Raw genomic sequence first — 12,554 nt, forward strand, 5'->3', positions numbered from 1 at the left:
AAATATTCGACTAGAAGCTAAGGGCAGGATTTAACATTTCCCGCCCTTTTGTTTTCCTAGTTACTAGAATAATATTATTTATTAAATATTATATTTAGGATTTTTCAATAACTTCTTGTAGGTCTTATCTGTAAGTATGGCTCCAAGGGGAGCGGTGTAGAGGATTGCTATTACTGATATGGCAAGGATTAACTTACCGCTTGCAATCCCGTATCCTAGAGCGACCGGTCCTATGGCTGCTTGGACTGTGGCCTTTGGTAGGTAGGCGAAGCCTGAGAATATCTTCTCAGATTTTTCAAGATTTGAAGGAAGAAGAGCCAAATATACTCCAAGCATCCTAAATATTAGTCCTCCTGTGATTAATAGAAGGGCTGGTAGGATTTCTTCTCCTATTATGGAAAGGTCTACCGTAATTCCCACTAGGACAAAGAGGAAGATCTCAAAAAGTTCCCAAAGGCTTCCATAAACATCCAAAAGCTCATCTGCAAGGTCTTGGTCGAGCTTTTTAATCGTCATAGTCGTAGAAATAATAGCCACAAGGCCAGAGAAGGCTATATAGCCCTTAGCCAAATCTTCTATCTCCAAGATGAAAAATGATAGACCCATAAGGACTATTACCTTATAAATTTTGCCCAAATTTATTTTTGAATAAATTATATCAAGGATATATCCTAGTATGATTCCAAAAAGAATTCCTGTAATAATTGATATAGGAATATTTAGAAAACTTCCCATAGAGGCTTGACCTCCTAACTTTAGATTGATAAAAACCGTAAAAAATACTATGGTGTAGACATCATCTATGGAAGAGCCTGCAAGGATTATCTCGGGGATTTTCTTATCTTCTCCATAGCCTTCTTCTATAAGCCTTATCATCCTTGGCACAACTATGGCAGGAGATACTGCCGCAAGGACAGCTCCAAGGATGGCACTGTCGATATAGGGAAGGTTAAAGATTTTATTTGCAAGAAATGTTATAGCGACCATCTCAAAACTTGCTGGAAGGAAGGTCATTAGAATTGCAGGAAGACCGACCTCCCTTAATCTATCAAAAGATAGGCTAAGGCCAGCTCTCGATAGGATTACAACTAGGGCAATCTGCCTTAAGTCCTTTGAAAGAGCTCCTATATCTCCTTTTACTAGTCCCAAGAGATTGGGGCTTATGATGATTCCTGCTAGAAGCATACCCAAGATGGGGGCGAGTTTGATTTTTGAAAAAAGCTTAGAGCCGATAAGACCTGCTATCATTATAAGTCCGACATTTGTTAACATTTTTCCTCCTAAAAAAGCTGATGGCCCTACAATCAAGTAGAAGTCATCAGCTTATAGCGTTTATTTTACAGGGAAGAACTTCATTTCCCTAAATTTATTTTACTTTTTATTTACCCTTATTCAACTAGGGCACCCTTTTTAGCGAGCCTATCTGCCCAGTCGTTGTACTTATCGTTGGAATGTCCCTTGACCTTGACAAAGCCTATCTTTAGGCTCTTTCTCGCTTCTTTTACAAAGTTTTTGTAAGAGATAGTAAGTGCGTTATTGGCCTTCCATTCGTCATTGGCCCAGGAGGAAATTCCCTGGTAGTCGTGATAGATTATTATTTTTTCTCTTTTTTCTTCCAGGGCCTTTTTTATAGCAAGCTCACTTGCCCTGACCTCTCCTGCTACATTCCTGTGCTTGTAAAAGTCATCTGTGTAGGATTCGTAGAGCTCTTCTTCTCCGTCCTTACTTATGTAGACAACCCCTGCCCCGTAGATCTTCTCCTTAAGATTATAAGACCCATCCACATAGGCTATTATTGTTTCATCGTCTACTTCAATCGTCTCTTTTCTATCTTCCATAAAGGCTATAGCATCTTCCTTTTTCTTAAAGGACTTGTAGCTCGCATTGGAAAATCCCTTTACTTCCTTAAGGCAAGAATCCCAGGATGTGTATATCCCAGGATTCCTTCCCCTTTTTACTGCGTAATATTTCATAAGCTTTCCTTATTGGCCCAGTAGGTTACAGAGCCTGGACCTACAGTGAATACTCCATTTCCATTTTCATCAATTGTGATGTCCTCGTTTTTGCCAGAAAGGTCCACATAAGTCGCTCCTGCCTCGCTCTCTCCTACAAACATTTGCTTTTCAGCCATGTCTTTGATTGAAATTAGAACAGCAAGTGGCTTATGGTCTTCGTCTCCTCTTCTGACCCAACCTATAACTGAAGGGTCGTCGAAGTAATTGTCTTCCTCGCCGTAATTATAATTTTTCCTAACCTTAAGCATATTGTTTATTAGATCGTATTTGGCCTCTGTCTTTACCTCTCCTATTAGTCCATAATAGTCTCCTGCGAAGATACATGGATAGCCGTCTTTTCTGAATAGGATCATGGCATAGGCAATCTCCTTAAACCAATCCTCAACCCAGGAGTCTAGAGACTGGCCTGGTTGGCTGTCGTGGTTATCTACAAAGGTCACAGCTTGGGCAGGGAAGTCTGCCACGATTGTATTATCGAAGATCTTTCTCATGTCGTAGTTACCCATGGACTTGCTTGCTTCCTGCATATGAAAATGTAGGGGAACATCGAATAAATCTATGTTATAGTCTGTAGTTTCGAGATATTTGGCGATTTCTTCCTTGTTATATTGCCAGAATTCTCCAAAGAGATAGAAGTTCTCCACGCCCTTTTCATTTATTATATGGTCTGATAGGTCGTGGATGAAGTTAGATGAGATATGCTTTAGGGCGTCGTATCTGAAGCCATCGACCTTGGTCTCGTCGATAAACCAGTCGGCCCATTTGAAAATCTCTTCCCTTACTTCCGGGTGGTCGTGGTCGATGTCACAATTCATCAGATAATCGAAATTGCCCTTCTCTCCTGATACATCCTCTTCCCAATATTTTCCGTCTCCTAGGATTCTAAATATAGCCGAAGTATCACTTTTTACGTCATAGTCCACACCTGAGAAATGATAATAGTGCCAAACCATGTCGGAATACTTACCAGCCCTTCCCTTAAAGTCAAAGCCGGTCCAGGCTTCTATGTCCATCTCTCCTGAGACGTCTTTTTCTCTGTTGTTTTGATCAACCATTACTGCCTTAAATTCTTCTGTAAAGTCAGCATTTCCCTTATGGTTTAGGACCACATCGGCATAGCATTTGATCCCAGCATCTTGTAGGGACTTTATAGCGTCAAGGAGCTCTTCCTTGGTTCCGTATTTGGTTCTTATAGTTCCCTTTTGGTCAAACTCTCCAAGATCCCAGAGGTCGTAGACACCGTAGCCTACGTCCATATCGCTTCCTCCCTTAGTCATAGGTGGAAGCCACAAGCCATCAATACCATTTTCCTTTAGGGTCTTGGCATCTTTTTTTAGTTTCTTATAAAAGTCTCCCGATCCGTCTGTGTCCCACTCGAAAGACTGCATCATGACTTCATTGGCCATACTTACTCCTTACAAATATCAATTGACTTACTAGCACCAATCCTACTAGCTCCAGCTTCAATCATATCCATGGCTTCTTTTCTAGTATGGATTCCGCCACTTGCCTTAACTTCTAGCCTATCTCCTACTGTTTCCTTCATAAGTTTTACGTCAGAGACTAAAGCTCCTCCCGTAGAAAATCCTGTAGAAGTCTTTACAAAATCAGCTCCAGCTTCCTCAGCTAGCTCACAGGCCTTAATCTTTTCCTCGTCTGTTAATAGGCAAGTTTCAATGATTACCTTAAGGATTCTATCTCCTATAGCTTCCTTACAAGCTCTTATATCATCTAGGACATAGGCATAATCTTTATCCTTAAGTCTTCCGATTGGAATTACCATATCGATCTCGCTTGCCCCGTCTTCTACGGCGCATTTTGCCTCATAGGCCTTGGCCCTTGTAGCCATTGCTCCTAGTGGAAAGCCAACTACTGCAGCGATTCTTACGTCTTTATTGTAGGCTTTGATATCCTTAACGTAGGTAGAGTTTACACATACACTGTAGAAATCATTTGCGATAGCTTCATCGACAAGGGTTTTTATCTCGGAAATTTGTGCTTCTGGCTTTAAATTAGTGTGGTCTATATATGAATTTAGTTTTTTCATTATTTCTCCTTATATTCGATTTGGACAAGACTAAGGTCATCTTCCTGCTTGCCCCAGGTAAAGTTTTTAATATCTGTGTAGCTTTTTTCTAGGTCGTGGTAAGATGCAAAATTTTCCCTTAGTCTCTCAAGTCCATACTCACATCTTTTCTCATCCTTCGTCTCTATGGCCCCATCGGAAAATAGTAGAAGCCTATCTCCATTTTCCAATTCTATCATCTTTTCGTCATAATTATCTGGCTCTATAATATTTGAAATCATCCTGCCGCTTGCCAAAAGGTAAGTTACCTCATCATTGCTTTTAGAATACCAAAGGGGAGGACAGTTGTGACCAGCATTGGAAAATGTTAGGGAATCTTTTCCCACATCAAATATTCCAAGCCAAGCTGTAAAATATTGACTTGACTCCATGCCAAGTTTTGCGAACTTCTCCCTTAATTTAAATAAAATCTCTGATGGGGAATAGTCAGGGTGTTTGTCGAGAATGGCATTCATAGTGACCTTGATAAACATAGTCATTATCGAAGCCTTAACCCCATGGCCCATAATATCTGCAATGTAGAGGGCATATTTTCCTTCTTTAATCTTGATTAGGTCGAAGAAGTCCCCAGAAAGTTCATCACTAGGTATATACTTACTCTTCAAGCTAAGCTTGCCATAGGCCTTGTCCCTAGGAAGGATGTTAGTTTGAATCTTCTTTACGAATCTAACATCATCGAGCATGTTTCTATTGTTATTAAAAAGCTCAATTTTCATCAGACTTTCACGGGTGATGTCCCTATATACTTCCACAATCCCCAAAAACTCATCTCCGTTGTAGATTGGAGAAGACTTGATAGAAAAATACCTCTCATCGATTAACTTTTCTTCGATCATGGTAGTGTTTCTCACAGCTTCATTCCTATCTCCTAAAAGAAAAGAGGAAGACTCGTCTAGGTAGTTTTTTAGCTCAGAAGACATATCGCACGCTTTCTTAAAGACATCATTAATAAAGATAGTCTTACCGTTTGTATCGACAATCCTAACCCAATCATCCATAGAATTTAATATGAAAAAATTTTTATCTTCAGTAAAGTTACTTGTATTTGCCATCTCTTCCTACCTTAAACTTGTTATAATAACTATATCTTTTAATAGTTAATTATCAATATAAAGAGAGTCTACACTTATCCAGTAAAAAACCACGGCAAGGAAAATCCCTCCGTGGTTATATAAATCTCTTATTTAAATTCAAACTTATTAGAATTGTCGAGACTTGCTCCCTCTACATATTTTTCATCAATACCAAAGAAGTAAGTCGCTACAAAACCTCCTACATATCCTGCAATAAGTCCAGCAAGGTATCCTAGCCATCTATTATTATAAATAAGCGGAATCAAGGCAATTCCTGATGGTCCTATGGCTGTAGCTCCGATAGATCCTATTAGACAAATTACAGCACCACCAACTCCACCACCAATACAAGCTGTGATGAAGGCCTTACCCATTGGTAGGGTTAGGGCGTAGATTAATGGCTCGCCAATTCCAAGAATTCCAACTGGAAGTCCACCCTTAGCTATGGTTTGGATTTGCTTATTATTCTTACATTTTACCAAAATCGCAATGGCAGCTCCAACTTGTCCAGCCCCTGCCATAGCAAGTATTGGAAGAAGATAGGTAGCTCCTTGTGATTCAATCATAGCTACATGAATTGGGGTGAGTATTTGGTGAAGTCCAAGCATTACCATTGGAAGGAATAAAGCCCCTAGGATAAATCCAGATATTGGTCCACCTATATTGATAACTCCATCTATAAATCCAATTAGCCCATTAGAGATAAGTCCTGCTAGTGGCATAATGATAAACATATGAAGTAGTCCTACAATAATTAGCGAGATTGCTGGAACAATTATAATATCCAAAGAATCTGGCACAGCCTTGTGGAGGGCATTTTCAACCTTGGATAAAATCCAAACTGATACTAATACACCAATAACTCCTCCTTGACCTGCAGCAAGTGGTGTTCCTAGGAAAATATTATTTATTGGCATATCTGGATTCATTCCAGTAAGATAGACCATTCCTCCAACTACTCCACCTAGGCCTTGATTTGCCTTAAAAACTCTCGCTGCATTTATACCTATAAATATATTAAGATAGGCATAAAGACCATTTTTCATAATATTGAGAACTTGGATTAATGTTGCCACAGACTCTTGGCTTACGCTGCCTGCTGTAACCATATTTTGTAAAACTGAAGCTACACCACCAATAAGACCTGCCCCAACGAAGGCTGGAATTAGTGGAACAAATACTGAAGCAATGCTTGATGTAAATTTCTTGAATCCACTTTGCTTTTGCTTAGCCTTGTAGCTTTCTTTGTTTTCCTGGGTTTTTCTTTGAAGTTTTTCCTTATCAGTTTCTTCGCTAAAGTTGCTATCTGATAGGTTAGCCATAGCTCGTGCTACCTTCTCGCTCTTACCTGGTCCTAGAATTACTTGAACTTGTTCTCCTTCTACAAGGCCAAGAACTCCCTCTCTTGATTTGATATTTTCATAAGCAATTAGGTCGGGGTTATTTACTTTTACCCTAACTCTAGTCATACAATTGATGACTTCTCTTAAGTTTCCTGATCCACCAAAATCTTCTATCAATAATTTGGCTAATTCATTGTTTGTCATATCACAAATCCTCTCTTATAAAACCTTGATTTATTTTTAATATCTCTAGGGCTTTCTCATAACTTATGTTCTTATTTGCCATTATTATTGCAGGTTTTACTTCTCTATTAGCTTCTTCTAATATTTCTACTGCCCTTTCATAGGAAATTCCTGTCACTTCTACTATAATCTTTCTAGCCCTATCTATAAGCTTCTCATTAGTTGGCCTTAAGTCGACCATAAGATTATCATAGACCTTGCCAATCTTAACCATGGCTGTGGTCGATATCATATTGAGAACCATTTTGGTTGCAGTTCCTGCCTTCATCCTGGTAGAGCCTGTAAGCACTTCCGCTCCAGTTTCTATTTCTATCGGATAATCTACGTGAGAAGAAATTAAGGCATTTTTGTTACAAGCAATAGACCCAGTCTTAGCACCTAGCTTTTTAGCGTATTCAACAGCTCCTATGCAGTAAGGAGTTCTACCGCTTGCTGCAATTCCTATAACAAAGTCCTTGGATGTGAGATTTTCCTTAATCAAATCTTCTTCTCCTGCCTTTACGCTATCCTCAGCATTTTCTATAGGATGACGGAGGGCATAGTCTCCTCCTGCAATAAGACCTGTTACAAGCTTTGGATCTACAGAAAAGGTTGGCACAGTCTCAGAGGCATCGAGAACTCCAAGCCTTCCGCTAGTTCCTGCTCCTAGATAAAATAGTCTACCACCATTTCTTAAAGTCTTTACTACTTCTTCTGTAAGCTTTTCAATATCCTCCAAGGATTGTCCAACACTTCCTGCAATCGTCCTATCTTCTTTATTAATAATCTCCAAAATCTCCCTAGTAGTCTTTAGATCTAAGTTTGCACTTTTGGGATTTCTATCTTCTGTTGAAGACAATCTCATCACCTCCTTTTATATAATCAATTAGTTCAATGTGTGTAGTATCCACTTTTCCTATAAGATTTCTATCTGATATGATACCTAAATCTCTATTACAGATTTCAATCTCCCCGCTGTATCTTCCAGCCTTCTCGTTTAGGATTAGTATATCTCCTCTTTTAGCATAGAAGGAAGAACCCGCTTCTACCTTCCTATATTTCCTCTCATTTCTTAGGATATATTCGCTAAGATCCATCCTTTGTTTAAAGCCTTTGATATAATTAAATTCATCATTCATATTAACTTTAAGGCTTAACTTATTATCTTTATGAAAATCTCTAATGTTAGAAATATTCTTATCATCAACCCCTTCAGCCATTATTATAGAATCCATCCCGTATTTTCTATTAAGTTCCACAAAACTTAGGTAGGGATCCTTCAGTCTTTGACTTTCAAGGGTTGGTAGACTCCTATACATTGGGCCACGCAAGTTCTCATTGCCTGGCACAAAGGCAAGAGTCTCTATTCCTAATGACTTAAATAGATCATTTCTCCTCCTAAGATAATCTTCTCCTAGACCTGTAAATTCAAGAGGATAGTAGTTGTGTATGGCAAGGATATTATCCTTATTCGCACCGAAGGATAAAATTTCATTTAGGATTTTCCTATCTATAGTAGAAGCGTTTATAGAAATCCTATTATTCTTACTTAATTCGGCTATCTCTTTGCTATTAAAACCATAATCAAGCCTCAGTATAAGGTCCATATCCATAAGTTTTGGATACCTACTAAGGACATCCTTATTTAGATCGACGCAAATCCTAAAGTCTCTTCCAATGGATTTTTCGCAAAGATTCAAGAACTTTTCGAAAGTATTCTCTCCTTCTGGATAATGAATCGAAGTAAATAAAATATCAAAACCCTCATACTTATTTACTTCTTTTTCTAAATCAAAGTCCCTATCAAAATATAAAGAAAAACCAAGCATAATTATCTCTTTATTTTCCTATAGGCAAAAGCTGAAGAAAGTGCGAGTCCAATTAAGGGTATTAATCCATCTACACCTGTTTTAGGATTAAAGCTTTCAACAAGCTTTGCTTCCTTGCTAGTATTTTCTAAAGTATCATAATCATATTTTTTATCATCAATACTACTAGCTTCTTCGCTTGTATTTTGGTACTTATCTTTAATAATCTGATTTGTATTTTTTATAGCTATATAATCATTAAGTCGAGCTTCATCAAGAAAGCCTTCCTTATCTTTTAGCATCCTTTCTTGTCCAATCGCCAATTCATTTGCTAGAGCCATAACTAGCTCTTTTGAATTATCTTGAAGAGATTTATAAATTAAAGTACTAACCGCACCATAACCTCCACTCTTAGAAGCGTCAGCATAAAAATAATTAGGATTTTCTTTATTATCTAATACATAACCATTCTTTTTATTTGTTAATAAGACGAAGGTCATTCTCTCCAATGGATCGATAACTGTAAGGCTGCCTGTCCAGCCGGTATGGCCAATTGTATTCGAACTTGCTAGGTTAGAAAATGCCCAAGCATATCTACCATCAGCCATTCTTCTCCAACCTAATCCGTAAGATGGATTAACTTCACTTGCTTTTATAAATTCATCTTGAGTTTTTTTATCCCAAAATCTAATATTTTTATATCTACCTTCATTTAGCATAATATTTGCAAGTTTTGCTAATTCTCGTGAATTTGAAAACAATCCTGCATGACCACTTACTCCACCCATAGCATAATAAGCTTTCTCATCATGAACCTCACCTTGGATGGTATCCTTTCTGATATTTTTGAAATCAACTGCACCATCTCTTGTATTACCATTTAGTTCGGTAGCAGCTATCTGATTTTTATCAAAACCATTTTCTAAAGGATTAAATGTTGTATATCTAAGATTTAATGGCTTAGCAAAGTTTTCATCAAAGTATTTATCCAATCTTTGTCCCGTAACTTTTTCTACTATAAATCCAAGAAGCATATAATCTACATCTGAATATACTGATTTTGATCCAGGCTCGTATGAAAGAGGTGTTCTCATTACCATATCCAATGTTTTTTCCCTATGTTGTGAAAACAAATCATTAACTCCATTGATATTGCCATCATCTTTGTCGTAATTGTTATTGTGGTATTGAGGATCAGCAGGAAATCCAGCTTGATGTCTGAGTATATCCCTAATAGTCATTTCATTTTTACCCTTTATAGGACTTTTTTCGTCATCCTTAAATTCTGGAAAATACTTAGACACTTTATCATCAATATTGATTTTTCCTTCATAAACCAACTTTTGTAAGCTATAATTTGTCGCATACATTTTTGTATTGCTTGCAAGATCAAATAATGTATTCTCATCGACTTTAACCCTATCCTCAAAAGGAATAGATTCTCCATTTTTTTCGAAATTATTTACATAACCAAATTGATAGTCATATATATCTTCATTGTCTCTAATTACACTAATCTGGCCTCCAGAAAAATTCTCCTTTACTTCTTCTTCAAGTAGTGTTTCCATCAAATTAGTTACTTTTTCATCCAATTTGTTATCGATGTTAGTAAATCCTTTTTCTTCCTTTCCAGATTTAATCTTTACATCGACTTTTTCTTTAACATTTAAAATATCTACAGAATTTTTTCCTTCTTGAATAAGCTTTCTAGCCTCATCATCAGACTCTACAGCCTTACCATTTACAAAAACATCTGCCTTATCATAGTCACTAACAGTAATCTGATCTGAAATATTATCATCGTAATAAAATTTATGAGATGAGTTAGTCAAAATAGAATCATCATATTCTTCAATGCTTGTTGGAAAACTATAATCATATTCAATTACATCATCACTGCTATATTTTTTACTATCGGCATTTGCATTAAATGGGATTAAGAAGGTAAAGGCTGCTATAAGCAATATTTTTTTATTCATAAAAAACTCCTATTTTAATTTATCAGTTAGTTCTTTAGAAACCATAAGATTTTTTACCACTTCGTCCATATTTTTTGATATATAGCCATAGAATAAGATATCTGTTATTATTTGCGAAGCAAATCTAGATGAAATTGCACCGTACCTCATCTTTTTTTCAATTTCAGGGATAGGTATTAGGATATCTGACATATTAGCGAGTTTTCCTCGACCAGCTTTTGTAATACTTATTAGTTTTGCACCAATCGTTTTAGCATATTCTGCAGCTATCAATACTTCTTTTGAAAGAGCAGTGTAAGTAATACAAATTAATAGGTCGTCTTCCTTGATATTTGTCAGTAAACTTAAATTTGTATGGGCATCTGTCTCATAAAAGGCCTTCTTGCCTGATCTTTGAAGCTTATAGAGAAAATCCTCACATACTAGTCCTGAAGATCCAATCCCAGCTAGATAGACGAAGTTAGCATATACAATATTATCAATTGCCTTTGAGATTTGATCTTCATCTATTAGAGCGTAGGTCTTTTCTATTGATGATATTACATTGATTTTGCTTTTTTCTATTATATCTCCTACCTTATCATCCGCCGAAATCACTTCTGACTTAAGGTTTATTTCATCATTTTCTAGGCTTTTTGCTATATCTAGCTTAAGCGAGGTGTATCCCTTATATCCTATTTTTTGAACAAATCTTATTATGGCTGATTGTGACGTTCCAGTTAAATCCGCGAGTTTTTGAGAGTTAATCTTTATTACCTCTCCGGGTTTATCAAGAATATATTTTGCAATTTTCGTATCAGAAGGTGTAAAATCTTCTGATCTTTCTTTAATTTTTATTGTGTAAGTCATATAGACTCCTAACGTGAAAAGCTTTTCTTAGTTTAATTATAGCATAATAAATATTTATTTCAATCTTTTTTTCAAAACATTAAATAATTATTTCAAGTAATCTATGACCTCTCTTAAGCTGCTAGCTTCCCTATCAGCTTCAAAGTACTTATCAAAACTTGAATCATGGATTATAAGATAGTCCATATTAGATTTCCTACAAGCGAGATACCCGTTATAAGAATCTTCTAAGATTAAAGCTTCTTTATCCCTTATATTAAAGTGTTTCTTAGCTTTGATAAAGATTTCAGGATCAGGTTTACTTCTTTCTACCTCATCTCCTGAGATTATATAGTCAAAGAAATCCCTTATCTCTTCTTTTTCTAAGAGAAATTCTATCTTTTCCCTATCACTTGATGAGGCTAGGGCGCATTTAATATTGTGTTCTTTTGCGTAATATAATAATTCCTCTAGTCCTTCTTTTTTGAGGGAGTTTGTGTATCTTTTAAAGTAATTCTTTCTAAAGCTTTCTAACTCTTCTCTTAACTTAACTACCTTTTCTTTAGATCCCAAGATTTTAAATAGTTCATCTCTAATTAATTCCTCGTTCTTCCCTGTAAATCTCATCCTTAGGTCTTCGTTAAAAGTAAAGCCGTATTTGTGAGCGACTTCAAACCAAGACCTATAATACATAAGCTCCGTATCAAACATAAGTCCATCCATATCGAATATTAATAGTTTGTATTTCATATCTTCTCCTTAAATCAGGCTTATCCAAAAATAGGCGAAAAAAAAGCACCTTCAATCTCTCAAAGATGCTAGAAGTTATTTTATACTTATCTCAAAGTTTTATTATACTAATTCAAGAATAGCACGTTCAGATCCGTCGCCTCTTCTTGGTCCTAGTTTTAGTACTCTTGTGTATCCACCGTTTCTATCTTCATAATTTGGTGCGATTTCGTTAAATAATTTTTGAACAGTTTCTGCCTTATACAAATAAGCTGCTGCTTGTCTTCTTGTGTGAAGTGTATTCTTCTTTCCTAGTGTAATCATTTTATCAGCCATTTTTTGTGCTTCTTTAGCTCTAGTTACAGTAGTTTCGATTCTACCATTTTCTAATAGTGATTGCACAAGGTTTCTAAGCATAGCATTTCTGTGGTCAGTTCTTCTGCCAAGTTTTCTTTTATCGGCCATACTTAC

12 protein-coding genes and 1 riboswitch are annotated in these 12,554 nt (G+C 36.6%); all 12 genes read right to left on the reverse strand.

Annotated features, from left to right (window positions below; all coding sequences use genetic code 11):
- Positions 1–81: 81 nt before the first annotated feature.
- Positions 82–1,272: a cation:proton antiporter gene (locus APRE_RS07875; protein ID WP_015778454.1), complete on the reverse strand. Its 1,191-nt coding sequence runs from the start codon at positions 1,270–1,272 to the stop codon at positions 82–84.
- 30 nt (positions 1,273–1,302) lie between these two features.
- Positions 1,303–1,369: riboswitch (Fluoride riboswitch) on the reverse strand.
- A 19-nt stretch (positions 1,370–1,388) separates the two neighbouring features.
- Positions 1,389–1,973, reverse strand: a complete 585-nt coding sequence (locus tag APRE_RS07880) for a ribonuclease H1 domain-containing protein (protein WP_015778455.1) — start codon at positions 1,971–1,973, stop codon at positions 1,389–1,391.
- The gene (locus APRE_RS07885; protein WP_015778456.1) at positions 1,970–3,421 is read right to left on the reverse strand and encodes an alpha-amylase; all 1,452 of its coding nucleotides are present in this window, start codon (positions 3,419–3,421) and stop codon (positions 1,970–1,972) included. Before APRE_RS07885 ends, APRE_RS07880 begins: the two co-directional genes overlap by 4 nt.
- A gap of 2 nt (positions 3,422–3,423) precedes the next feature.
- A complete protein-coding gene (gene deoC / locus APRE_RS07890) occupies positions 3,424–4,062 on the reverse strand; it encodes a deoxyribose-phosphate aldolase (RefSeq protein WP_015778457.1) in 639 nt (212 codons plus the stop codon).
- Complete coding sequence (locus APRE_RS07895) at positions 4,062–5,153, reverse strand: PP2C family protein-serine/threonine phosphatase (protein ID WP_015778458.1); 1,092 nt, start codon at positions 5,151–5,153, stop codon at positions 4,062–4,064. The genes deoC and APRE_RS07895 overlap by 1 nt, the downstream gene beginning before the upstream one ends.
- Before the next feature lie 128 nt (positions 5,154–5,281).
- Positions 5,282–6,721, reverse strand: coding sequence for a PTS transporter subunit EIIC (locus tag APRE_RS07900; RefSeq protein WP_015778459.1), 1,440 nt, complete (start codon positions 6,719–6,721; stop codon positions 5,282–5,284).
- A 1-nt stretch (position 6,722) separates the two neighbouring features.
- The gene (murQ, locus tag APRE_RS07905; RefSeq protein WP_041449715.1) at positions 6,723–7,604 is read right to left on the reverse strand and encodes an N-acetylmuramic acid 6-phosphate etherase; all 882 of its coding nucleotides are present in this window, start codon (positions 7,602–7,604) and stop codon (positions 6,723–6,725) included.
- Positions 7,579–8,568: a MupG family TIM beta-alpha barrel fold protein gene (locus APRE_RS07910; RefSeq protein ID WP_015778461.1), complete on the reverse strand. Its 990-nt coding sequence runs from the start codon at positions 8,566–8,568 to the stop codon at positions 7,579–7,581. Before APRE_RS07910 ends, murQ begins: the two co-directional genes overlap by 26 nt.
- Before the next feature lie 2 nt (positions 8,569–8,570).
- Entirely contained in the window at positions 8,571–10,526 is a 1,956-nt protein-coding gene (gene pbp4b / locus APRE_RS09420; RefSeq protein WP_015778462.1) for a penicillin binding protein PBP4B, read from the reverse strand.
- Positions 10,527–10,535: 9 nt separating this feature from the next.
- A complete protein-coding gene (locus APRE_RS07920; protein WP_015778463.1) occupies positions 10,536–11,375 on the reverse strand; it encodes a MurR/RpiR family transcriptional regulator in 840 nt (279 codons plus the stop codon).
- Between the two features lie 87 nt (positions 11,376–11,462).
- Positions 11,463–12,104: an HAD family hydrolase gene (locus tag APRE_RS07925; protein WP_015778464.1), complete on the reverse strand. Its 642-nt coding sequence runs from the start codon at positions 12,102–12,104 to the stop codon at positions 11,463–11,465.
- A 102-nt stretch (positions 12,105–12,206) separates the two neighbouring features.
- Entirely contained in the window at positions 12,207–12,548 is a 342-nt protein-coding gene (gene rplQ / locus APRE_RS07930; protein WP_015778465.1) for a 50S ribosomal protein L17, read from the reverse strand.
- Positions 12,549–12,554 lie beyond the last annotated feature (6 nt).

The organism is Anaerococcus prevotii DSM 20548, from assembly GCF_000024105.1.
Lineage (GTDB): Bacteria > Bacillota > Clostridia > Tissierellales > Peptoniphilaceae > Anaerococcus > Anaerococcus prevotii.

Coding starts and splice junctions, on each gene's coding strand:
- APRE_RS07885 (WP_015778456.1), bottom strand. CDS start 3,421: ATGGCCAATGAAGTCATGATGCAGTCTTTCGAGTGGGACACAGACGGA.
- APRE_RS07900 (WP_015778459.1), bottom strand. CDS start 6,721: ATGACAAACAATGAATTAGCCAAATTATTGATAGAAGATTTTGGTGGA.
- pbp4b (WP_015778462.1), bottom strand. CDS start 10,526: ATGAATAAAAAAATATTGCTTATAGCAGCCTTTACCTTCTTAATCCCA.
- APRE_RS07910 (WP_015778461.1), bottom strand. CDS start 8,568: ATGCTTGGTTTTTCTTTATATTTTGATAGGGACTTTGATTTAGAAAAA.
- APRE_RS07880 (WP_015778455.1), bottom strand. CDS start 1,973: ATGAAATATTACGCAGTAAAAAGGGGAAGGAATCCTGGGATATACACA.
- deoC (WP_015778457.1), bottom strand. CDS start 4,062: ATGAAAAAACTAAATTCATATATAGACCACACTAATTTAAAGCCAGAA.
- APRE_RS07925 (WP_015778464.1), bottom strand. CDS start 12,104: ATGAAATACAAACTATTAATATTCGATATGGATGGACTTATGTTTGAT.
- rplQ (WP_015778465.1), bottom strand. CDS start 12,548: ATGGCCGATAAAAGAAAACTTGGCAGAAGAACTGACCACAGAAATGCT.
- murQ (WP_041449715.1), bottom strand. CDS start 7,604: ATGAGATTGTCTTCAACAGAAGATAGAAATCCCAAAAGTGCAAACTTA.
- APRE_RS07895 (WP_015778458.1), bottom strand. CDS start 5,153: ATGGCAAATACAAGTAACTTTACTGAAGATAAAAATTTTTTCATATTA.
- APRE_RS07875 (WP_015778454.1), bottom strand. CDS start 1,272: ATGTTAACAAATGTCGGACTTATAATGATAGCAGGTCTTATCGGCTCT.
- APRE_RS07920 (WP_015778463.1), bottom strand. CDS start 11,375: ATGACTTACACAATAAAAATTAAAGAAAGATCAGAAGATTTTACACCT.